This is a genomic window from Mesorhizobium sp. AR07 (assembly GCF_024746815.1).
In the GTDB taxonomy this organism is placed as follows: Bacteria; Pseudomonadota; Alphaproteobacteria; order Rhizobiales; family Rhizobiaceae; genus Mesorhizobium.
Genome location: NZ_CP080525.1, coordinates 2651748 through 2671474 on the forward strand (window position 1 = coordinate 2651748; position 19727 = coordinate 2671474).

Sequence of the window (19727 nt, forward strand, 5' to 3'; positions counted from 1 at the left end):
ATGCCATTCGGGGACAACAGCGCGATGAAACAGAAATTGGAATTCGTCAGGTTGGCGAGCGCGGCGGGTGCGAATGTGAGCGCGTTGTGTCGGCGCTTCGGAATCGGCCGGACGTTGGCCCACAAGCTGATCGCTCGCTATCGAGCGCAAGGCGATGCGGGGCTTTTGGAGCGTTCGCGGCAGCCCCATTTGAGCCCACGGCGCAGCGCCCCTGAGGTCGAAGCGGCAGCCCTTTGGGTGCGTGCGGCGCATCCGGCCTGGGGTGGGCGCAAGATCGCGCGTGTGCTCGCTCGCGAGGGTATCGGCACCCCTTCGCCCTCGACGGTGACCGGCATCCTGCGCCGCAACGGGATCGAGCTCGGATTGCAGGGCGGCGGGGCGCAGCCTTTCATCCGCTTCGAGCACGAAGCCCCCAACGATCTGTGGCAGATGGACTTCAAGGGCCATGTCGCCCTGCGCACCGGCCGGCTGCATCCGCTCACCGTGCTCGACGACCATTCGCGCTTCTCGGTCGTGCTGTCGGCCTGCTCCGATCAGACCACCCAAACCGTGCAAACGCGCCTGATCGAGGCCTTCCGTCGCTATGGCCTGCCGTGGCGCATCGCCACCGACAATGGCCCGCCCTGGGGCGATGGCGGCCGCAACAACTTCACGCTGCTCACCGTCTGGTTGATCGAGGCCAGCGTCGCCGTCAGCCACTCCAGGCCTTGCCACCCGCAGACACTCGGCAAGGACGAGCGCTTCCACCGAACGCTCAAGGCCGAGGCGCTGCAAGGGACCACCCTTCGCCGATCTCGCCAAGGCTCAGCACGCCTTCGACCAGTGGCGCCATGTCTACAACGCCCAGCGTCCCCACGACGCGCTGGACGGCGCCGTGCCGCTCGACCGCTACCGGGCCTCGCAGCGCCAGTATCGCGAAATTGTCGAGCCGTTCGAATACGCCAAGGACGATCTCATCCGCCGCGTTCAGCAGCATGGCTTCGTCTCTATTCTCGGCCGCAAAATGCGCCTCTGCAAAGCCTTCGCCGGAAAATCCGTTGCCTTCCGTCCGACCGCAACAGACGGCCTCTTCGACGCCTGGTTCAGGCACCAGAAAATAGAAACCATCGACCTCAATGCCATGGCTCGATAGCATGCAAAACTGTTCGCGATGTCCTCGCACACCTGTTCGCGATGTCTCAGGTCCAAACAGTGGGGAGGGTTAGGGTGGGGGTCTATCTTCGCAAGAATCCATATGCGATTGGCCTGCCGACGAGGGAGGAGATGTCCGGCAGGACAGAGGGGCGCGCTGCCCAGGGCGCTGTCCCTCCAACATAAGTCTCTTCTATGGGCAACAAGTCCCTCCTGGACTATGAGCTCACCCTTGCCAGCTGCGGGTGGAACCTATACGGCCCTGCCATCCCGCCCCAGAAAACCGTCCACCACACCATGAAACCCAAGGACATCGCCGCCTACGTCTTCCTGGCCATCACCTGGGGCCTGTCGTTCCTGGTATTGCTCAAGGTGGTGCATGCCTTTGGCTGGATCGGTGCGGTCACCTTGCGTTCGCTGCTCGCCGGCATCACGCTGTTGCTGCTGGCGGCGGTGACCGGGCGCAGGCTCGATTTCAGCGCCGGCTGGCGGCCTTTCGCGGCAGTCGGCGCGACGACGGTCGCGGCACAGCTGATCGGCCTGTCCTATGCCACGCCGCGCATCGGCACGGCGATGGCCGCCATCCTCGTCGCCGCTATCCCGCTGTTCTCGATGATCATCGGCCAGTTGTGGGGGCTTGAGCGCATCACCGTTCGCGGACTGGCCGGGCTGCTGCTCGGCGCCGCAGGCATCATCGTTCTGGTCGGCTTCCCCGCCGTGCCCCTCACGGCATCCTTCGCGCTTGGCTGCGCCGCCTCGCTGTTCAGTTCGTTCTCGGCCGCTTTCGGCAGCAATTACGCCAACCGCCATCTGCGCTCGGCCGGCTCGCTCGAACTCACCAGCGCCGCCTTCCTGTTCGGTGGGCTTATGACGCTGCCGCTGCTGCTTGCAGTGCCGGTGCCGGCGATGCCGAGCGCCGTCGACTTCCTCTATCTCGCCCTTCTCGCCTGCGTGATGAGCGCGCTGACCTACGTCGTCTATTTTCGGCTGATCGCCAGCATCGGCGCAACCAGGACGATCAGCGTCGAGTTCGCCGTGACCGTTGTCGCGGTGCTGGTCGGCACGGTTCTGCTTGGCGAGTCGCTGACCATCGTCCAAGGCTTCGGCGCGGTGGCGATCATCGCCGGCTGCGTGCTGGTGCTGGACCCGTTCCCGCGCCGCGTGAAAGCGGTAGCCTTGCCATCGGCCCCGCCCTTGGTGTAGCCCGCCCTTGGTGTAGTCAGTTTCCACACTCGAACGTCTTGAAAGGAGGGCTCACGTGTTTACTTTTTTTCGTCACCATCGTCAGCGTGGCCCGATTTCTGCCCTGCGAGCTTGCTTGCAGGGCTGACCAGGGACGGTCCGGGTTTTTCCCGCTTCGATTTTTTGGTCTGCCCTTCGTGGTGTTGCAACGCCTGTTCTGATGGCCGGCACGCGCACCGTCAAAGTGCATTGAACCGGAGTTTTCCTCCGGCAAGACCAGAGAAATCCAATGGCCCTGATCAGCCTCAAATCCCTCGGCGTCACCATGAGTGCGCCGCTCTTTGCCAATCTCGACCTCACCATCGGCACCGGCGACCGGCTTGGCATCGTTGCCGCCAACGGCCGCGGCAAGTCGACCTTGCTGAAATGCCTGACCGGCGAGATGGAGCCGACAACAGGCGACATCACCCGTACACGCGGCCTGCGCGTCGGCCATGTCGAACAGTCCGTTGCATCAGCCCTTCTCGAACGCAGCTTCCATCAGGTGGTCGCCGATGCCTTGCCGCCGGAGCAAGCCGAAAGCGAACTATGGCGCGTCGACGTGGTGCTGGATTCGCTCGACGTGCCCGAACCGATGCGCGAACGGCACATGCAGGCGCTGAGTGGTGGCTGGCAGAGGCTGGCGCTGATCGCCCGCGTCTGGGTCACCGATCCGGATGTGCTGCTGCTCGACGAGCCGACCAACCATCTCGACCTGGCCCGCATCAGCCAGTTGGAAAGCTGGCTCAACACGCTGCCGCGCGAAGTGCCAGTGGTGATCGCCAGTCACGACCGCGCCTTCCTCGACGCCACCACCAACCGGACGCTGTTCCTGCGCCCGGAACAGTCGCCGGTGTTTGCGCTGCCCTACTCCAGAGCAAGGCAGGCGCTCGACGACGTAGACGCCTCGACCGAGCGCAAGTTCCAGCGCGACATAAAGGTGGCACAGCAATTGCGCCGGCAAGCAGCCAAGCTCAACAACATCGGCATCAATTCCGGCAGCGACCTTTTGACGGTCAAGACCAAGCAGCTCAACCAGCGAGCGGAGCGGCTGGAAGAGGCGGCCGCCCCGGCGCATCGCGAGAAATCGGCGGGCGCGATCCGGCTCGCCAATCGCGGCACCCACGCCAAGGTGCTGATCACGCTCGACGATGCGGCGGTGGAAACCCCTGATGGAACGCTGCTGTTCAGGACCGGCAAGCGCCACATCTGCCAGGGCGACCGCATCGTGCTCCTCGGCCGCAACGGCGTCGGCAAGTCGCGCTTCGTCACCTTGATCCGCAACGCCATCCTCGAGCCTGAAACCGTGCGGAACATGAAGGTGACGCCGTCGACTGTACTCGGCTACAGCGACCAGGCGCTGTCCGGCATCAGCGGTGACGACACGCCGCTGGCGATGGTCTCGCGCCGCCACGATGTCGGCGAGCAGCGCGCCCGCTCGCTGCTCGCCGGTGCCGGCGTCGGCATCGACATGCAGGAGCGCAAGATCGGCGTGCTGTCCGGCGGTCAGAAGGCGCGGCTGATGATGCTGGCTCTTCGGCTCGCCAACCCCAACTTCTATCTGCTCGACGAGCCGACCAACCATCTCGACATCGACGGCCAGGAGGCATTGGAAGCCGAACTGCTGGCGCATCAGGCAAGCTGCGTGCTCGCCTCGCACGACCGCTCCTTCATCCGCACCATCGGCAACCGCTTCTGGCTGATCGACAAGCGGCGGCTGGCCGAAGTCGAGGACCCGGAGGATTTCTTCCGCTCAGTGGCCGATGCGACAGGATGACGGCGACGCTATGAACGGCACTTATGCCTGTAAATTATTTGCTTACAGGCTCTTGACTAATGTAAGCAATCTGTTTACATAGACCTGTGATCAAGTCCTTCAAGAACAAGGCGTTGTCGGGACCTCTTTCAAACCGGGAAAACCGGCAAGATCGACGCCAAGATGCACAAGCGCATTCTTGTCCGGCTTGATCGCCTGGAGGCTTCAGAGAAGCCGGAGGAGATGAACCTCCCCGGCTTCGACTTCCACCCGCTGAAAGGCTTCGATCCCATCCGCTACACGGTCCACGTCAACCGTCCGTGGTGCATCACATTTGAGTTCGACGGCAAGGACGCCGCCCGCGTCGATTTCGAGCAATACCACTGAGGCGGCCAAATGGAGAAGTTCGACTTATGACCGTGCACGAGCCGACGCGTCCCATTGAGCGTTGTCCCTCCCACCCGGGGGCGCTGCTTGACGACATTATCCCGGCAACTGGAAAGACCAAGGTGGAAATTGCAAATCTGCTCGGGATCTCCCGACAGCAGCTCTATGACATCATCCGCGAAAAGAGACCGGTTTCGCCGGCTGTGGCCGCCCGCCTTGGGAAGCTGTTCGGCGACGGCGCCGCGATCTGGCTTCGGATGCAGGCGGCTTTCGATGCCTGGCACGCAGAGCGTGAAGTTGATGTTTCAGCTATCCCTACGCTCAAGGTTGCCTAGATCCACTCTCGGCGACGAAATCTGATCGGGTGCCACGCAAGAAAATCATGGCGGTCTGTCGGATCGCCTCAGCGCGCCTCGTCCTTGGGACGCCGACACGGTGATGCCGGCGCAAACCAGGGAGAATTCATCATGTCGGTCCTTTCATCCATCGGTCGCATCGCAACCCACTATGCGGCGGCACGCGCCCGCCACCGCAGCGAACGCATCCTGCTGTCGCTGCCAGCCGAATTGCGCAAGGACATCGGCTTTCCCGAAATCTTCGACGCGCGGAACAGCCGTCGCGCGGCCACGTTCTCGGCCAAGGTCATATGACCGCGATCAGCCTGCCCATGCCCCTGTCGCTCAATTCCGCCGGTTGCCCGGCACACCCAGGCCCTGCCTTCGAAAAAATTTTCGCGACCCTGTAGGACCGCCGTCACCTCGTGCGTCCTATGATCGGCAAGGCCAACCAAACGCAAAGAGGAAGCAAGACATGACCGACCAGACCCCGGCTCAGGCCGTAGCGAAAGTGCTTGGCGGATTGACCCCCTATCTGCAGGTGGACGGCGCCTTCAAGGCCGCCGAATTCTACAAGAAAGCCTTCGGCGCGGAGCAGGTGTTTGCCTATCCGCCGGACGAAAAAGGCCGCACCATACACATCCATCTTCACATCAACGGCTCTACGCTGATGCTGGGCGACGCTTATCCCGAGCACGGCCATCCGCATAAGGATCCGCAGGGCTACACCATGCAGCTGCATCTTCAGGACGACACCATCGAAACCTGGTGGAAGCGCGCCATCGAGGCCGGCTGCGAGGAAGTGGTGCCGCTGCAGGTGATGTTCTGGGGCGACCGCTGGGGACAGATGCGTGACCCCTTTGGTGTTGCCTGGGCGATGAACGCCCCGGTGAAGTAAGTTTTCTCATCGAGCAGCAACGTCCCTCGCTGCCCGCGGAGGGATGATGCTCACCTGCGCCGGGTTGATCCCCTGCCGGCCCGGCGCTCCATTTCAGCAAAGGAAACCACCATGTCCTATGTCGATGGCTTCGTGCTTGCAGTGCCCAAGGCAAAACTCGATGACTATAAGAAGCTGGCCAACACAGCCGGCATCGTCTGGAAGGAGCACGGCGCGCTCGCCTATGTCGAATGCGTCGGCGACGATGTGCCTTATGGCGAGGTCACCTCGTTCCCGCGCGCGGTGCAGGCCAAGGACGACGAGATCGTCGTCTTCTCCTGGGTGGTCTATGAATCGCGAGAAAGCCGCGATGCGGTGATGGCCAAGGTGATGGCTGACCCGCGCCTGAAACCCGATTGGTCGGCCATGCCGTTCGACGGCAAACGCATGATCTTCGGCGGCTTCAAGCCGTTCATGGAGCTGTAGGCGGATCAGTCCAACTTGTCGAGCAGTGGCTTCAGCCGGTCGCCATAACGCTTCCACAAATCGACCGAGCCCTGATACATCGGCTGGCGCACCTGCGCGGCCGACGCCGTGCGCACCGGCCGGTCCGTCTCGTGGAACGACAGCACCGCATCGTTCCACGGCAGGCCGAGATGGGCGATGAGCGCCCGTGTCTGCCCTTCCTGGTCGGCGACGAAATCCTCGTAGCGCACATCATGCACCACCCCAGGCAGCACGGTATGCCAATGCGCCATGATGTCGGTGTAGAGATTGTGGAAATCGGCGAGTTCGCCAAGATCATAGCCGTAGCGGTGGCTGTCGCCGCGGAAATGCACCTTGTAGATCGACAGGCACGTCGCCGCCGCGTCGCGCGCGCAATGGACGATCTTCGCCTTCGGCAGCATCAGGTGGAGGAAGCCGACGAGCAGGAAGTTGCCGGGCATCTTGTCGGTGACATGCTTGAAGCCTGGGTAGCGGGCGTGCAGCATGTCGAGATAGGCCTCGCCGGCCTCGGCGAACACCTTGTCGGGCATGTCGGCGATCCCTGCCGGGAAGCCGCCCTTCATGGTCAGCGGAAACTGCTTGCCGACCGCCGTCTTCAGGATGCTGAGCTCGCCGGCGCCATAGACTAGCGGATGGCTGGCGATGATCTGCTCGACCAGCGTCGTGCCGGAGCGCGGCATGCCGACGACGAAGATCGGCGTGTCGTCGCTGATCGTGCTCGGCCGGTGTTTCACGAAGAAGCCGGCATCGAAGGTGGCCTTCATCGCCTCGAATTCGGCCCGCGTCTTGGCCGCATCGTACTCGATGCCCTTGCGGCGGATCGCATTGCCTTCGGCGAAATAGTCGAAGGCACGCGAGTAATCCTTCAGGTCGTCATTGGCCTTGCCGAGACCGAAGGATAGCTGCATGCGGGCCACGCTGTCCCGCGGCGCCTTGGCATGCTGGGCCTCCATGCCGGTCAGCTCGGCATCACGTTCCTTCTGGCGCTTGACCTGCGTCAGCATCAGCCAGGCTCTCGCCATGCCGGGGTCGACGGCCAGCGCCTGCCGGAAAAGATCGGCCGCTTCGTCGAGCTTGCCCTTTTCCATCAGCCCGACGCCAAGGCCGTGCAACAGGTCGGCATCCTTGGGCCGGATGGTCAGCGCCTCGCGGAAGACGGCCAGCGCCTCGTCGAGCCGCCCGGCTTCCTGCAGGGTTTCGGCAAGCCCGATGCGGGCGCGGACATGGAAGGGATTGCGCCCGACCGTGCCGCGATAGATGTCTTCGGCGCCCTCGAACTGGCCGAGCTGCTTCAGCGACGAACCGAGATTGTCGCGCGCCGCCAGTTGATCGGGCCGCAGCGTCACCGCCTTGCGGAAACAGTCGACGGCTGCAGCGACCTGGCCGAGATCGCGCAGCACGGTGCCGAGATTGTTTTGAAAATCCGGATTGCCGGGCTGCAGGCGCACCGACTGTTCGATGAGACCCAGCCCTTCGGCGCTGCGCCCGGTCTGGTGCAGCAGCAATCCCAGGAAATGCGCGGCGGCGGCGTGATTGGTCTTCTGCGCCAGCACCTGCCGGTAGATCGCCTCGGCCTCTTGCCGGCGCCCGGCCTGATGCAGTTGCAGCCCCTGCTGCACATGCTGGTCGAGCCCCAGCGGCGGTTGACCGCCCGAGCCTGAGTTGGCGCCCGCCGCTCTTCTCTGATCTCGGTTGATGGGAAACCTGCCTTGATTTGTCCGCCTGCCGCGATCTAGGCCATCAGCGCGGCAGGTTCAAGGCTTCGCTTGGTGTCTCGCCTTCGCGGCGGCGTGGAAAAGATCAAATCAGGCGATTGGTCTCGGCAACTTGCCTGGCCCGCCTCACGGTGCCATCGGTATCGGCGATCGTTCGCCTTGCTGCCTCATCGCTTCGGATCGTCAGCCGTGCCGACTTGACGACCATCGGCTTGCCAGTCGGGCCAACGGCAATGGCGTGTATGGGCTTGATGGCCGGGTTGATCGCTACGGTCGTTCCTCTCGGGGTTCTGACGGAAACCATGGCTTTTGTCCTCTCGCGAATAAATAAAATACAAGTGCCGAGACGATTGCCCCGGCATAATTTTAAGCATTTTTTTGAAAGCCCCCAAACTCTATCAGGGTTTTTCAAATAGTTACAGCGATCTATTTTTTTGTAATCTATTTTTTTGTAAAAGCCGGGGTTTTTTGGAAATCTTCTTGAATGTGCCAGCCCATCAAGCTATATAGACGAAATCGCTTTGGGCCAGAATTGGCATCTCGCGGCGTCAGAGGTTCTCGACCCGCCAATCTCATTCCAAATCATCGATACCGGGCGCACAGCATATTCGCTCCGCGACCATGTCTCATTCTTCGAAAGACACACATGAACACCGGAACCGTGAAGTTCTACAATGGCCAGAAGGGCTTCGGCTTCATTCAGCCGGCCGATGGCGGTAAGGACGTTTTCGTCCACGTCAGCGCGTTGGAGCGGGCCGGCTTCCCCGGTCTCGCCGAAGGCCAAAAACTGCAGTTCGAGTTGGAGCGTGACACCAAGGGCCGCGAGTCGGCCGCCAATCTGCAACTGATCTGATCCGGCCGAATTCGATGAACGCTGACCACGGATGTACTGGCAGCTCTCGAAATCGGCTTATTTCCAGCGATTGCCGGAAATAGGAAAGCGGGGCTCGTCCCCGCTTTTTTGCTTTCAGGCGGCCGTTCTAGAGCAATTCCAGGAAAAGTGTGAAACGGTTTTCTGTCCGGAATTGCGTCAAAACAAAGAGATAGAGAGGCGCCGCGAGGCGCGAACGCTTTCCGGAAAACATCAAGGTTAAGACAATGCCGGACCGCACCACCCACTCCATCGCCCATTTCGCGGCACCCTTCGTGCTCGGCGGACTGGAAGGACAATTGCCGGCCGGCGACTACGACATCGATCACGACGAAGAGGTGATCGAGGGCATGTCGCGGCTTGCCTGGCGCCGCGTCGCCACCTTCATCCACCTGCCGGCAAGGACGGTGAAGAACCCGACCACCAGCCAGCTTGTCGCCATCGATTACGTCGAACTCGAAACAGCGCTGAAGCGCGACAGGGAGAATGCAGCATGATCCGTTTCCAGCAGAATGCGCGCCCGCGCACCGACACGCCGTCGCATCTCTTTGCCGTCGGACAGACCGTGCGCATGAAGAGCCGCACCGGCCTCGTCCAGAAGACCGCGGAACTGTTCCAGATCAAGAGCAGGCTGCCGGTCAAGGACGGCTCGCCGCAGTACCGCATCCGCAGCGAACAGGAGACCCATGAACGGGTCACCACCGAAGACAATCTCGAACCGGCCGACAATCCGGTTGTCGCTGACAATCCGGTCGTCTGAGACCTCGTGCATGTCGCCCAAAAGTGCCCAGCGGTTTTGGGACAGCGACATGTACAAAACAACGACTTAACGCGCGTCGGCTGAACCGGGTTAGACGCGACGCGCCTTAGCAAAGCCAGGCCAAAACGCAGCAGGAGCACGACATGTCCAAGGGTCAACAGCGAAGCAACCGCGAAACGCGAAAGCCGAAGAAGGACAAGGTCGTGGCCAAGCCCGCCTCCCCCTTCGGCTCGTCGGTCAAGCAGGCGGAGAGCAGCCTGAAGCCAAAGTCGAAGGGCTGACGCCAGGGGCGCCTTGTGCGCCCTCTCCGTCGCCCTGTGTGAGGGCTGTGTGAGGCGACGGACTGACTGAACAGGCCCGCGCAACGCTTTGCCGCACCACGGAGGCGCGCTTGAACTTCGTCATCGAGTTCTACCGGTCGCGCGACGCCGACGAAGCCACGCTCGACAAGGTGTCGCTGGAAGCGCCGAATCTGCGCGCCGCACTGCAGGGCGCCACCGCGCTGTTCCACACGCTGGCCATGCCGCAAATCCCCGATCGCCTGTGCATTTCCGACGAAGATGGCAGCGAGCTTTACGCCGGCCCGGCCGATGGAGCGTATCCGGCGGAGGTATGAGAGCCGCCGCGCTTTCCCACCTTTCACCAACCTCTTGAGGTGCGATCCGCGCGCAACCGTAAGCGCCTCGCGACGTTGAGCCTGCACAACCAAATGCAGGAGCCCGCGCTGTGTCCCTTACCGCCTTTGCCCTCAACTGCTCGCTGAAAGCCTCCGGCGACAAGGGAAAATCCTCCACCGACAAGATCATCGCCGACCTGTTTTCGGCCTTGAAACCGCATGGCGTGAAGGGCGAGATCGTCAGGGCCCTCGACCATGACATCAAGCCCGGCGTGCTGTCCGACATGGGCAAGGGTGACGCCTGGCCGAAGCTGCGCGCGAAGATCATCGCCGCTGATATCTTCATCCTCGGCCTGCCGATCTGGATGGGCCAGCCGTCGAGCGTCGCCAAGCGCGTCATGGAGCGCATGGACGCCTTTCTCTCGGAAACCGACGACAAGGGTCGCATGCCGGCCGCCGGCAAGGTGGCGCTGGTGGCGATCGTCGGCAATGAGGACGGTGCGCATCATTGCCACGCCGAATGCTTCCAGTCGCTCAACGATGTCGGCTTTACCATCCCGGCCAATGGCGGCGTCTACTGGGTCGGTGAGGCGATGGGCGACGTGAACTATGTCGACCTGCCTAAGACCCCCGAAAAGGTCGCCGGCATGATCGAGATGGCCGCGTCAAATGCCGCCCATCTGGCCGCCCTTCTGAAGAGCAAGGCCTATGTTGGGGTGGACAAGTGGCGCTATCTGCCTCAGCACTGTCCATCGCCAACGACGCGGTAATCCGCGGCGCGGGCTTCGCAGGCATTGGGGAAGGTGCGCATCTCGCCATGCCGGCGGGCGCACACGGGAGCGTATTCGCGGGTGCAGAATGTCTGTTCCTCGCCACCGCCACCACCCCCGCCGCGGCATGGGCCGTCGCGCACGATACGGTAGTCGGCGCGGTCGGCAAGGCAGGCATTGGCGAAGGTCTGGCGGTCACCGCCGCGCCGGGCGCAGACCGGCTCGTACTGCTTGCTGCAGTATTGCGGTTCGGGCCGTGGCGGACGTGGCCCCGGTCCGTCATCGACGACGACGGTGCAGGCGGCAAGAATTGCCGACAGGAACAGGACGGCAAAACCTTGCCGCGAAAAGATTGCCGCCAGAAACTTCATGTTGATCTCTCCCCCGATCCCGTCCCGGCCCGATCCCGTCCCGGAAAGACGATCCTCATCAATCCCTTGCCAAATGCAACCCCGTTAGCAGCCTCGCCGCTGGAAACCATGCCTGGCCGTGGCCGGCATCAGCCCCGACACTGGCGACCACAATATCTGGCCCATTCGTGGCCCGGTTCTGGCCGATGACCCGACCGGCAACCAAGCCTATGCCGAGCCGAACGATGCTCAGGTCAGTCGATTCATGCGTCGGGATGCGCCCAGTGCGGCGGCCCGCGGCGGTATCTTGCAACGTTCACGTTTCCGTGCAATAAATTCCGTGTTCGGGCATTTGCGACCCGGAGAGCGGAACGTTTTGGACGACCTTTCCCCGATACTGTGAATCTCTGACGGCCCCGTTTTTCGGCGGGGGGTTTGACCATGCGCCAATGCATGACTGCCGAAGCAACCACCGGGACTTGCCCATTGCGCCAGGCGGCGGGCAGGACCAACAAAGACTGAACGGGTGAAGGAGTTTCCCCAATGGCCCAGACCGGCACCGTTAAATTCTTCAACGCGACCAAAGGCTTCGGTTTCATCACGCCCGATGGCGGCGCCAAGGATGTGTTCGTCCATATCTCCGCGATCGAGGCCTCCGGCTTGCGTACGCTCGTCGACGGCCAGAAGGTCACCTTCGATGTCGAGCCGGATCGCATGGGCAAGGGCCCCAAGGCCGTCAACCTCCGCGCTGCCTGAGCCATCGGCACGCCGCACGTCTCCCGGACGCGCGACGGAGGCTCCAATGCCTGGACCTGGCTTGGAGAGGGGTTTGAGTTTTGAAAGGCGCGGCGGCTTTCGTCGCGCCTTTTTCGTGCCGAGCGTGCGGCCCAACGCATGTCGCTCAAGAGTGCGCAGCGGTTTTGAGCGACATGCATAAAAACAAAGACTTAAAACCACCTCGTCTGAATCCCTTCAAACGCGGCGCGCCTTAGGGCCCGCAAAACTTTCTCTTGCCGATGGCGCTAAAATAAAGGACAAATTTCCACTCGGGCATTTGCCGGCCCGAGACTGGACTTTATGGGATCAAAGGAGCTTCCCATGCCGCAGACCGGCACCGTCAAATTCTTCAACCATGCCAAGGGCTTCGGCTTCATCACGCCCGATGATGGCGCGAAGGATGTTTTCGTCCATATCTCAGCCGTGCAGGCGTCGGGTCTTCCCGGTCTCGAGGACGGCCAGAAAGTGTCCTTTGACACCGAACCGGACAAGCGTGGCAAGGGCCCCAAGGCCGTCAATCTGTCCGTCGGCTGAGTTCGGCCCTCGGATAGACGACGGCCGCGGCAGGACCGCTCCCTTGAGTGCGTGATCTTCTACGCCTGTTTGACATTGACGCGTCGAAATCCGTTCAGCCCCCGTTCAGCCACGGTCGCATATTAGTCTTGGGTAAAGCCGGACCGCATCCCAGAACTGCACGGGCCGGCACGAAGGAGACCGACATGAACCGAATTTTCAAGACCGCAGTCCTGTCCGCCGCCGTGGTCGCCGCCACGCTGGCGACCTTGCCCGCCGCCAACGCGCGTGACTGGCGCCGTCATGGCCATCACGGCAACGGCGATGCGATTGCCGCCGGCGTCCTCGGCCTCGCCGCCGGGGCGCTGATCGGTGGCGCGTTGGCCAATGACCAGCCGCCGCCTGAAGCCGACCGCTACTACGATGACGGTTACTACGATCGTGATGTGCGGGTGCGTCCGGCACCGATCCGTCGCTATTATGCGGAGCCGAGGGTTGTCTACAATGAAGGCTACGCCGAGCCGTGGACCCGTGGCTGGTACGAATACTGCTCGGACCGCTACCGCAGCTTCAACGCCCGCACCGGCACGTTCACCGGCAATGACGGCGAACAGCATTTCTGCACGGCCAACTGAGGCTTCCCTGCCCCAAACAAAAAAGCGCTGGCTGAAAGGTCGGCGCTTTTTTGTTATTCGGCTTTGGCCGCCCAGAGTTCCTTTAGTCTAAAGCGTGTCGCGATTTAAGGGATTCAGGATTCCCATAGATTTGAGTTCGTGATTCATTGCGGCTGAAAGGAGACCGCGATGGGCAAGCCGCTACCGCTTGAGTTGCGTCGGCGTGTTGTTGCGTATGTCGATGAGGGACATGGTCACCGCGAGGCTGCGCGCCATTTCCGCGTTTCGCCTCGCTTTGTGAACAATCTGATCAACCTGCGGCGGCAGACCGGTTCGCTTGAAGCGCGTCGGCAGGGCCATGTGGGCGGCGGCAAGCTTGAGCCGCATGCCGAGTTTGTCCGCTCGCGGTTGGCCGAGACCGGCGAACTGACGCTAGATGAGCTTTGCGTCGAGCTGGAGGTGCGCGGGGTGAGCGTGCACCGCTCCAATGTCGGTCGCCTGCTCAATCGCCTTGGGCTCAGTCATAAAAAAAACTCTACTGGCCAGCGAGCAGCAGCGGGCCGACGTGCGCCAGGCGCGTGAACTGTGGATCGGGCGGCGAAAGCGCTTCTTCAACAAGGCTTTGGCGCGGCTGATCTTCATCGATGAGACGTCGACCAATACCAAACTGACCAAACGCACCGGCTGGGCGCCGAAGGGCGAGCGCTTCAGGACGCATGCGCCATTCGGCAAATGGCAGACGCAGACCTTCATCGCCGGGCTGCGATGTCACGGTCTTGTCGCGCCGTGGATCGTCAACGCGCCGATGAATGCCGCCATCTTCGAACGCTACGTCGAAACGCAGCTCGCTCCCGAACTGTCGCCCGGCGATGTCGTCATTCTCGATAATGTCGGCTTCCACAAGAACGAGCGCGCTGCCCAACTGGTTCGCCAAAGGGGCGCATGGCTCCTGTTCCTGCCGCCATACTCACCCGATCTCAATCCGATCGAGATGGCCTACTCAAAACTCAAGGCGCGGCTGCGAAAGAAGGCGGCCAGAACTTTCGATGCCCTCTGCGACGCTCTCGGCGATATCTGCCACCTGTTCGAGCCAGCCGAATGCAGAAACTTCTTCAAGGCTGCCGGATATGAGGCCAATTAATCGCGACACGCTTTAAGTCAAAAACGGATTCGTCCGCCGCTCTTCGCCGAAGCGTCCACCGGGACCGTGGCCGCAGATGAAGCCGATATCGTCGCCGAGCGGCAGGAGCTTGTCCTTGATCGAGGCGATCAGTGCCGCATGGTCGCCGCCGGGCAGGTCGGTGCGGCCGACCGAGCCGCGAAACAGCACGTCGCCGACATGGGCGAACTTGGCCGCGCGATTGTAGTAGACGACGTGGCCAGGCGCGTGCCCGGGGCAATGCAGCACCTCGAACAGATGCGAGCCGAACGACACGGTCTCGCCTTCGGTGAGGAACCGGTCGGGCACGCAGTCGCGCGCGCCGGCGATGCCGTAACGCCTGCCCTGGTTTTCCAGATTGTCGAGCAGCGCTTTGTCGGCCTCATGCGGGCCGATGATGTCGACGCCGAGCGCCTCCTTCAATTCCATCGCGCCGCCGGCATGGTCGATATGGCCGTGGGTGATCCAGATCGCTCCGGCCGTGATCGCATTGTCCTTCAGCACCGCCAGCACCTTATCGATGTCGCCGCCCGGATCGACGACGACACCATGCTTGTCGTCCATGTCGAACAGGATCGTGCAATTCTGCTGGAACGGTGTGACCGGCACGATGCCGGCATTGAGCTGACCCATGATCGTCCTTTCGCTGTATGAGGCGAGATTTAGAGCAATTCCAGGAAAAGTGTGAAACGGTTTTTCCGTCCGGAATTGCGTCAACAAAGAGACAGAGCGGTTCGGCGTTTCTCAAGAAACGATGAACCGCTCTGGAGCCGCAGACGAAGGGCGTCCATCCCTCGAAAGACGAACAGTCAGTCGCTCTGAAAACGAAAATGGGCGGCCGAAGCCGCCCATTTGAAAAGCCTGAGAGCATGACCCCGAAAAGTGGAAACCGGTTTTCTCGGACAAACGGAAAACCGTTTTGTCCAGAGATCATGCTCAAACAAGAAAGAGAGCCCCATCCCGATACCGTCGGGATGGAACAGGCTCGAATGGCTTACTTCTTCATGGCGCCCATGACCGCGCCGAGAATGCCGGTCAGGATCGCGCCACCGCCGGCGCCGCCGATGATGTTGTTGAGGTTCAGCGCGCTGCCGAGACCGCTCGTCGCGGCCGCGGCCGCGGCCGGATCGACCGCGCCACCGCCAAGCAGGCTGCCGAGGATCGCCGCGCCGCCGACGCCGCCAATGGCTCCGCCCAGGATTTTGGGAAGCTGACCCATCGCCGCCGTCTTGAGCGCCGCACCGACCGCCTGACCACCGATGACGCCTGTAATCACCTGTATGATGATCGGAAGAAGCGTGTTCATGTCCATATGATTAGTCCCTCCATAGCTGCCAGCCTCCCGGGCCGACACCATCATGAGACGCCGAATTGGACGAAAGTCAAATGCAGAAACGCTGAAATAAAAGGGGCGGCCCGAAAACCGCCCCTGCTTGCTCGAAAAGCTGTGACTTTCGTTATTCTGCGGCGATCGCGTGCTTGGGCTGAACCGCTGCAGAATAGTCGTTCATAAGGTTCTTGGCGATTTCACCGACCTCGAATCGGTAAGGTCCGATCTCGGAAACCGGCGTCACTTCCGCTGCCGTCCCGGTCAGGAAGCATTGCTCGAAGCCTTCCAGCTCTTCCGGCATGATGGCCCGTTCGATCACCTCCAGGCCGCGGTCCTTGGCCAGGCCAATGACCGTGCGGCGGGTGATGCCGTCGAGGAAGCAGTCGGGCTCGGGCGTGTGGATCTTGCCGTCCTTGACAAAGAAGATGTTGGCGCCGGTTGCTTCGGCGACCTGGCCACGCCAGTCGAGCATCATGGCGTCGGCATAGCCTTTGGCCTCGGCGGCGTGCTTGGACATGGTACAGATCATGTAGAGGCCGGCGGCCTTCGATTTGGAGGGCGCGGTGCGCGGGTCGGGCCGGCGCCACTCCGCCATGTCGAGGCGGATGCCTTTCAGCTTCTGTGCCGGATCGAAATAGCTTGGCCATTGCCAGATGGCGATGGCGCAGTTGATGCGGTTGTTCTGCGCCGAAACGCCCATCTGCTCGCTGCCGCGCCAGGCGATCGGCCTGACATAGGCGTCCTGGAAACCCTGCTTCTTCAAAAGCATGGTCGAGGCGTCGTTGAGCTCGGCCACCGAATAGGGAATCTTGAAGCCGAGCAGGCGCGCCGATTCGTGCAGGCGCTCGGTGTGGTCGTTCAACTTGAAGATCTCGCCGCCATAGGCGCGCTCGCCCTCGAAGACGGCGCTGGCGTAGTGCAGGCCGTGGGTCAGCACATGGATCTTGGCGTCGCCCCATTGGACGAACTCGCCATTCATCCAGATGAAGCCGTCCAGTTGATCGAAGGGAACGGATGCCATGGTAACCTCCCGCGGGCGGCAGCCCGATAGTGTTGTGTCGTTGTGTGTTTCGCGTCGGCCGGGCAAGGTGGCCTTTGTTCAGAAGCGTAAGCGGATAATTGAGCTCTGGCAAACTCAGGAAGTTCCGGAAAAACCGGCTTCCCTTGCCTTTTCGTTCGCAATCCGCCCAAAAGCTTGTCAAAAATTACCATTGCAGGGAAATTACGTCAATAGTACTGACATAATCTCCCTTTCCCACGGAGAAATGATGACGGATCGAAGCCACGCAGCCGGGAAACCGATCAGGACGGCGATCACCGACGAGGACGGCATCGATTTCGCCATCATCGAACTGTTCTTCTTCGCCTATCGCGATTTCACCTCCGATCCGGACCAGATCCTGGCCGATTACGGCTTCGGCCGCGCCCATCACCGGGTGCTGCATTTTGTCAACCGCAGGCCGGGGCTGACGGTCGCCGAACTGCTCGAGGTGCTGAAGATCACCAAGCAGAGCCTGGCGCGCGTGCTCAAGCAACTGATCGACACCGACCACGTCGTGCAGTTGCAGGGGCCGCGCGACCGCCGCCAGCGCGAACTCTATCCGACAGCCAAGGGCCGGGCGCTGGCGTTGGCGCTGGCACGGCCACAGTCGCGCCGCATCCATGCTGCATTGGAGGATTCCGGCGCCACCGAACGGACCTTGGTGGAACGCTTCCTCGAAGCGATGGTCAATCCGGAACTGAGGGCGCAGATCGACGTTGGGTCCGCAAAAATGTCAGGGAAAAGCCATGGAGAGCACTGAAAGGGTAGATCACGCGGCCGCACCCGACGACGACGCGCCGCATCTGCTGGTGGTCGACGACGACACCCGTATCCGCAATCTCCTCAAGCAGTATCTGACCGAGAACGGTTTTCGTGTCACCGTCGCCGGCAACGCCGGCGAAGCCAGGCGCAAGCTTGCCGGCCTCGACTTCGATCTTCTGATCCTCGACGTGATGATGCCCGGCGAAACGGGCGTCGACCTGACCAAGTCTCTGCGGGCCGAAAAGAACGTGCCGATCCTGATGCTGACGGCGCTGTCGGAAACCGACAGCCGCATCACCGGGCTCGAAGCCGGCGCCGACGACTATCTGCCAAAACCGTTCGATCCGCGCGAGCTGATCCTGCGCATCAACAACATCCTGCGCCGCGGCGGTCCGGCGACCACGCCCAAGGTCGAGCAGCTGGTCTTCGGTCCCTACACCTTCCAGATCGCCAGGCGCGAATTGAAGCGTGGCGGCGAAGCGCTGAAGCTGACCGACCGCGAGCAGGAGATCCTGGCGATCTTCGCGGCACGGGCCGGCGAAACCATCCCGCGCCACGAGCTTGTCGGTGACGATTCCGAAGTCGGCGAGCGCACCATCGACGTGCAGATCAACCGGCTGCGCCGCAAGATCGAGCGCGATCCGTCCAACCCGGTCTGGCTGCAGACCGTGCGCGGTATTGGGTATCGGCTCAGCGTGGAATAGAATGCCGCCCTGCGGCCGGCTGGACCGGCCGCGCGTGAGCGAAAAGATCGAATGGCAACCACGGAACTGGAACAGCCGGAAACTCGCGGCTTGAGCGCACGCGCCATGCGGACGCTGAAGACGGTGCCGCGCGCCTGGAATCGGTTCTGGCGCCTGGTTTCGCTGTATATGCCCAAGCGGCTCTATGCCCGCTCGCTGATCATCGTCATCGCGCCGATGATCCTGCTGCAATCGGTCGTCGCCTTCGTCTTCATGGAGCGCCATTGGGCAACCGTGACGCAGCGCCTGTCGCAAGCCACCGTGCGCGACATCGCCGCCATCATCGACATGATGGAAACCTATCCGCACGATGCCGACTACGCCAACATCATCCGCGTCGCGCAGGACCGCATGCAGTTGAAGATCGACCTGTTGCCGCCCGATCCGCTGCCGCCGCCAGGACCCAAACCGTTCTTCTCGATCCTCGACGAGGCCCTGTCGTCCGAGATCACAAGGCAGATCAACCGTCCGTTCTGGATCGACACGGTCGGCAATTCCAACATCGTCGAGGTACGCGTCCAGCTCGAGAACAAGGTGCTGCGCGTCTTCGTGCGCCGCAGCCAGGCCTATGCCTCGAACACCCACATCTTCCTGATCTGGATGGTCGGCACCTCGCTGGTGCTTCTGATGATCGCCATCCCCTTCCTGCGCAACCAGATCCGGCCGATCCTGACGCTCGCCGAAGCCGCCGAAAGCTTCGGCAAGGGCCGGCCGATGCCGCGCGATTTCCGGCCGCGCGGCGCCGAGGAGGTTCGCCGCGCCGGCTTTGCCTTCATCCAGATGCGCGAGCGCATCGAACGCCAGATCGAACAGCGCACCGCCATGCTGACCGGCGTCAGCCATGACCTCAGAACCATCCTCACCCGCTTCAAGCTGCAGCTGGCGCTGGCCGGCGGCAAGACCGAAAGCAAGGCAGCACTCGACCAGGACATCGACGACATGCAGTCGATGCTCGAAGGCTATCTCGCCTTTGCCCGTGGCGAGGCCTCGGAGGACGCTGGGCGTTTCGATCTCGAAGCCTATTTCCGGAAACTCGGTGAAGAGGCCAGGCTGCGCAAGCGCAAGCTGTCGACGACGCTCACCGGCGACCGCGATGTGCATGTGCGGCCGAACGCCTTTGCCCGGTTGATGTCCAACGTCATCGGCAACGCCTTCCGCTATGCCAGGACGGTGGAGGTCAACGCCGACCATGGCCGCGGCTCGCTGCTGGTCACCATCGACGATGACGGTCCGGGCATACCCGCCGACAGGCGCGAAGACGTGTTCAAACCCTTCGTGCGGCTTGACGAGGCGCGCAACCTCGATGCCAGCGGCACCGGGCTCGGCCTGTCGATCGCCCGCGACATCGCCCGCAGCCACGGCGGCGACATCACCCTCGACGACAGTCCGCTCGGCGGCCTGCGCGCCGTCATCAAGGTTCCGGCCTAATTGGCGAAAAGACGGGGCTTCATCGGCACGTCATGAAACCATGGTGGAAGAGCGCGCATGAAG

General features: G+C 62.3%; 27 protein-coding genes and 2 pseudogenes. 23 read left to right on the top strand and 6 right to left on the bottom strand.

All coding sequences use genetic code 11. The features are described 5' to 3' along the window. The 8 genes and pseudogenes from BPNPMPFG_RS13580 (at position 1) to BPNPMPFG_RS13615 (ending at position 6193) form a co-directional block, all read left to right on the top strand. Positions 1-1132 (top strand): annotated as a pseudogene (locus BPNPMPFG_RS13580) (IS481 family transposase). 296 nt (positions 1133-1428) lie between these two features. Next, positions 1429-2334, top strand: a complete 906-nt coding sequence (locus BPNPMPFG_RS13585; protein WP_258596737.1) for a DMT family transporter — start codon at positions 1429-1431, stop codon at positions 2332-2334. A 268-nt stretch (positions 2335-2602) separates the two neighbouring features. Beyond that, positions 2603-4129: an ABC-F family ATP-binding cassette domain-containing protein gene (locus tag BPNPMPFG_RS13590; RefSeq protein WP_258595916.1), complete on the top strand. Its 1527-nt coding sequence runs from the start codon at positions 2603-2605 to the stop codon at positions 4127-4129. Positions 4130-4215: 86 nt separating this feature from the next. Continuing rightward, positions 4216-4495: pseudogene (locus BPNPMPFG_RS13595) on the top strand (type II toxin-antitoxin system RelE/ParE family toxin). Positions 4496-4521: 26 nt separating this feature from the next. After that, entirely contained in the window at positions 4522-4830 is a 309-nt protein-coding gene (locus BPNPMPFG_RS13600) for a HigA family addiction module antitoxin (RefSeq protein WP_258595917.1), read from the top strand. A gap of 132 nt (positions 4831-4962) precedes the next feature. After that, entirely contained in the window at positions 4963-5145 is a 183-nt protein-coding gene (locus BPNPMPFG_RS13605) for a hypothetical protein (protein ID WP_258595918.1), read from the top strand. Positions 5146-5305: 160 nt separating this feature from the next. After that, a complete protein-coding gene (locus BPNPMPFG_RS13610) occupies positions 5306-5728 on the top strand; it encodes a VOC family protein (RefSeq protein WP_258595919.1) in 423 nt (140 codons plus the stop codon). 111 nt (positions 5729-5839) lie between these two features. Beyond that, positions 5840-6193 (top strand): DUF1428 domain-containing protein, encoded by a 354-nt coding sequence (locus BPNPMPFG_RS13615; protein WP_258595920.1) that lies wholly within the window; start codon positions 5840-5842, stop codon positions 6191-6193. A 5-nt stretch (positions 6194-6198) separates the two neighbouring features. On the opposite strand, the gene BPNPMPFG_RS13620 is transcribed toward BPNPMPFG_RS13615, so the two are convergent. Both BPNPMPFG_RS13620 and BPNPMPFG_RS13625 read right to left on the bottom strand, forming a co-directional pair. Then, positions 6199-7833, bottom strand: coding sequence for a tetratricopeptide repeat-containing sulfotransferase family protein (locus BPNPMPFG_RS13620; RefSeq protein WP_258595921.1), 1635 nt, complete (start codon positions 7831-7833; stop codon positions 6199-6201). A 181-nt stretch (positions 7834-8014) separates the two neighbouring features. Then, complete coding sequence (locus tag BPNPMPFG_RS13625; RefSeq protein WP_258595922.1) at positions 8015-8233, bottom strand: hypothetical protein; 219 nt, start codon at positions 8231-8233, stop codon at positions 8015-8017. A 342-nt stretch (positions 8234-8575) separates the two neighbouring features. Here BPNPMPFG_RS13625 and BPNPMPFG_RS13630 point away from each other — a divergent pair, with 342 nt between their 5' ends. The 6 genes from BPNPMPFG_RS13630 (at position 8576) to BPNPMPFG_RS13655 (ending at position 10946) form a co-directional block, all read left to right on the top strand. Further along, positions 8576-8782, top strand: coding sequence for a cold-shock protein (locus BPNPMPFG_RS13630; protein ID WP_258595923.1), 207 nt, complete (start codon positions 8576-8578; stop codon positions 8780-8782). Between the two features lie 245 nt (positions 8783-9027). Next, entirely contained in the window at positions 9028-9297 is a 270-nt protein-coding gene (locus BPNPMPFG_RS13635; RefSeq protein WP_258595924.1) for a hypothetical protein, read from the top strand. After that, positions 9294-9560 (top strand): hypothetical protein, encoded by a 267-nt coding sequence (locus BPNPMPFG_RS13640; RefSeq protein ID WP_258595926.1) that lies wholly within the window; start codon positions 9294-9296, stop codon positions 9558-9560. Before BPNPMPFG_RS13635 ends, BPNPMPFG_RS13640 begins: the two co-directional genes overlap by 4 nt. A gap of 143 nt (positions 9561-9703) precedes the next feature. Beyond that, positions 9704-9841: a hypothetical protein gene (locus BPNPMPFG_RS13645; RefSeq protein ID WP_164482279.1), complete on the top strand. Its 138-nt coding sequence runs from the start codon at positions 9704-9706 to the stop codon at positions 9839-9841. A gap of 110 nt (positions 9842-9951) precedes the next feature. Beyond that, the gene (locus BPNPMPFG_RS13650; RefSeq protein ID WP_258595927.1) at positions 9952-10176 is read left to right on the top strand and encodes a hypothetical protein; all 225 of its coding nucleotides are present in this window, start codon (positions 9952-9954) and stop codon (positions 10174-10176) included. A gap of 110 nt (positions 10177-10286) precedes the next feature. Then, complete coding sequence (locus tag BPNPMPFG_RS13655) at positions 10287-10946, top strand: flavodoxin family protein (RefSeq protein WP_258595929.1); 660 nt, start codon at positions 10287-10289, stop codon at positions 10944-10946. Here BPNPMPFG_RS13655 and BPNPMPFG_RS13660 read toward each other — a convergent pair. Further along, complete coding sequence (locus tag BPNPMPFG_RS13660) at positions 10916-11317, bottom strand: Kazal-type serine protease inhibitor family protein (protein WP_258595931.1); 402 nt, start codon at positions 11315-11317, stop codon at positions 10916-10918. The genes BPNPMPFG_RS13655 and BPNPMPFG_RS13660 overlap by 31 nt on opposite strands. A gap of 118 nt (positions 11318-11435) precedes the next feature. On the opposite strand from BPNPMPFG_RS13660, the gene BPNPMPFG_RS13665 reads away from it, so the two are divergent. From BPNPMPFG_RS13665 to BPNPMPFG_RS13690, 6 genes are all read left to right on the top strand, one after another. Continuing rightward, positions 11436-11699, top strand: coding sequence for a hypothetical protein (locus BPNPMPFG_RS13665; RefSeq protein ID WP_258595933.1), 264 nt, complete (start codon positions 11436-11438; stop codon positions 11697-11699). 140 nt (positions 11700-11839) lie between these two features. Then, the gene (locus BPNPMPFG_RS13670) at positions 11840-12052 is read left to right on the top strand and encodes a cold-shock protein (protein WP_006202520.1); all 213 of its coding nucleotides are present in this window, start codon (positions 11840-11842) and stop codon (positions 12050-12052) included. 342 nt (positions 12053-12394) lie between these two features. After that, entirely contained in the window at positions 12395-12607 is a 213-nt protein-coding gene (locus BPNPMPFG_RS13675; RefSeq protein WP_013530020.1) for a cold-shock protein, read from the top strand. Between the two features lie 185 nt (positions 12608-12792). Further along, positions 12793-13221 carry a BA14K family protein gene (locus BPNPMPFG_RS13680; RefSeq protein ID WP_258595938.1) on the top strand — a complete coding sequence of 143 codons (429 nt, stop codon included), beginning with the start codon at positions 12793-12795 and terminating at the stop codon, positions 13219-13221. Between the two features lie 168 nt (positions 13222-13389). Further along, a complete protein-coding gene (locus BPNPMPFG_RS13685) occupies positions 13390-13782 on the top strand; it encodes an IS630 transposase-related protein (RefSeq protein WP_258592109.1) in 393 nt (130 codons plus the stop codon). Further along, positions 13688-14341: an IS630 family transposase gene (locus tag BPNPMPFG_RS13690; protein ID WP_495885005.1), complete on the top strand. Its 654-nt coding sequence runs from the start codon at positions 13688-13690 to the stop codon at positions 14339-14341. Before BPNPMPFG_RS13685 ends, BPNPMPFG_RS13690 begins: the two co-directional genes overlap by 95 nt. 12 nt (positions 14342-14353) lie before the next feature. On the opposite strand, the gene BPNPMPFG_RS13695 is transcribed toward BPNPMPFG_RS13690, so the two are convergent. The 3 genes from BPNPMPFG_RS13695 to BPNPMPFG_RS13705 form a co-directional block, all read right to left on the bottom strand. Further along, on the bottom strand, positions 14354-14992 hold the full coding sequence (locus BPNPMPFG_RS13695) for an MBL fold metallo-hydrolase (protein WP_258595939.1): 639 nt from the start codon (positions 14990-14992) through the stop codon (positions 14354-14356). A 361-nt stretch (positions 14993-15353) separates the two neighbouring features. After that, positions 15354-15671 (bottom strand): hypothetical protein, encoded by a 318-nt coding sequence (locus tag BPNPMPFG_RS13700; protein WP_258595940.1) that lies wholly within the window; start codon positions 15669-15671, stop codon positions 15354-15356. A gap of 145 nt (positions 15672-15816) precedes the next feature. Continuing rightward, a complete protein-coding gene (locus BPNPMPFG_RS13705) occupies positions 15817-16710 on the bottom strand; it encodes a branched-chain amino acid aminotransferase (RefSeq protein ID WP_258595941.1) in 894 nt (297 codons plus the stop codon). Between the two features lie 247 nt (positions 16711-16957). Here BPNPMPFG_RS13705 and BPNPMPFG_RS13710 point away from each other — a divergent pair, with 247 nt between their 5' ends. Genes BPNPMPFG_RS13710 through BPNPMPFG_RS13720 form a run of 3 tightly spaced genes read left to right on the top strand, consistent with a single transcriptional unit; the run spans position 16958 to position 19664 of the window. Next, positions 16958-17491 carry a MarR family winged helix-turn-helix transcriptional regulator gene (locus BPNPMPFG_RS13710; protein ID WP_258596739.1) on the top strand — a complete coding sequence of 178 codons (534 nt, stop codon included), beginning with the start codon at positions 16958-16960 and terminating at the stop codon, positions 17489-17491. Next, positions 17478-18197 (top strand): response regulator, encoded by a 720-nt coding sequence (locus BPNPMPFG_RS13715; protein ID WP_095090873.1) that lies wholly within the window; start codon positions 17478-17480, stop codon positions 18195-18197. The genes BPNPMPFG_RS13710 and BPNPMPFG_RS13715 overlap by 14 nt, the downstream gene beginning before the upstream one ends. Before the next feature lie 51 nt (positions 18198-18248). After that, the gene (locus BPNPMPFG_RS13720) at positions 18249-19664 is read left to right on the top strand and encodes an ATP-binding protein (RefSeq protein WP_258595942.1); all 1416 of its coding nucleotides are present in this window, start codon (positions 18249-18251) and stop codon (positions 19662-19664) included. Positions 19665-19727 lie beyond the last annotated feature (63 nt).